Here is a 1,541-nt window from a genome sequence, read left to right on the forward strand (position 1 = left end):
GCCGTCGTGGTCGGCCGACAGCCTGCAGGCGGCGGCCGCCCGCACCGGGCTGACCTACGGCACCGAGGTGCCCGGCTTCCGCTTCGCGCGCGATCCCGCCTACCGGCAGGCGGTGGCGCGCGAGGCCGGGATGCTGGTCTGCGGCACCGAGATGAAGATGGAGGTGGTGCGGCCCGAGCCCGGCAAGACCGATTTCGCGCAAGCCGACGCCCTGGTGCGCTTCGCCCGCGGCAACGGCCAGCGCATGCGCGGGCATACGCTGGTCTGGCACGAGGCGCTGCCGCCCTGGGTGCGCCCGCTGCTGGCGCGGGCCACCGCCCCCCAGGCCGAGGACTTCCTGCGCCGCTGGATCGAGACCGTGGCCGGCCGCTACCGCGGGCAGATCGCCTCCTGGGACGTGGTCAACGAGGTGCTGTCGCAGGACGGCGGCGGCCCGGAGGGCCTGCGCGAGAGCCCGTGGCTCACCGCGCTCGGCCCCGGTTACGTCGACCTCGCCTTCCGCATCCTGCACGAGGTCGACCCGACGGCGGCCGGCTGCTGGAACGAGGACGCGGTCGAGCAGGGCGTGCCGTGGATGGAGGCGCGCCGCACCCGCGTGCTCAAGCGCCTGGAGGGGATGCTGGCGCGCGGCGTGCCGATCCGCCGCTTCGGCCTGCAATCGCACATCACCAGCACGGTGCCGATCGACCAGGGCCAGCTTCGGCGCTTCCTCGCGGAGATCGGCAGGATGGGGCTCGGCATCGAGATCACCGAGTTCGACATCGACGACCGGGCGTTCCCGGCCGACATCGCCACCCGCGACCGCAAGGTCGCCGACCTCGCCAGATCCTATCTCGAGGTCGTGGCGGCCGAGCCCGCGGTGCTGACCGTGATGTCGTGGGACCTCTACGACCCCGACACGTGGCTCAACGACCACCCCTACCGCAAGCGCCCCGACGGCCTGCCCCAGCGCGCGCTGCCGCTCGATGCGCAGTTTGGGCGCAAGCCGCTCTGGCACGCGATGCGGGCGGTGTTCGCCCAGGCGCCGGACCATGCGGCGGCGCGGGCGAAGCTGCGGTAGCGCCCCTCGGGCCCAGGGGCCAGGCTCTGCACGTCGCGCAGCTTGCCGTCGCGCGGCGCCTCCTCGATGCCGTGCTTCCGCGCCTCCGCGACGAGGCCTTCCATGCCCTTGCGATGCTCCGGGCAATGCTCCGGCTTGGTCTCGCCGCCCTTGGCCGGGATCGGGCTCCGCAGCACCTCGGCGTGCGTCCGGATGCCGCCGAGCGACGGCTCCGGCATCCGCTTCCGCCTGGCGTCGCTCGCCCGGCCGATCGGACAAGCATGCCCCCGTTCCGGCGACGCGTTCGACACGAAAGCGTGACGGGCGGGGCGGCCGGCATCGCCCGAAATCCGCCGGCGGGACCGTTCCCCGGGCGGCGGATCTGCTAGGCATCCTGTCTCGCCCGAGGGGCGTGCGCACGGCGGTCGCGCCGCTGGAGGCCGGGTCTTGGGCGCGATCGACGAGACAGGGGCCCGAGCCCGGGCGACCCGCGCGGACGGCC

The 1,541-nt window shown here is 74.4% G+C and carries 1 protein-coding gene; it reads left to right on the plus strand.

Annotation, left to right across the window (positions count from 1 at the left end):
* A partial coding sequence (locus tag FV230_RS28200) for an endo-1,4-beta-xylanase (RefSeq protein WP_147844705.1) occupies positions 1–1,060 on the plus strand: 1,060 nt, incomplete at its 5' end.
* Between the last annotated feature and the right edge of the window lie 481 nt (positions 1,061–1,541).

The organism is Methylobacterium sp. WL6 (genome assembly GCF_008040095.1).
In the GTDB taxonomy this organism is placed as follows: Bacteria; Pseudomonadota; Alphaproteobacteria; order Rhizobiales; family Beijerinckiaceae; genus Methylobacterium.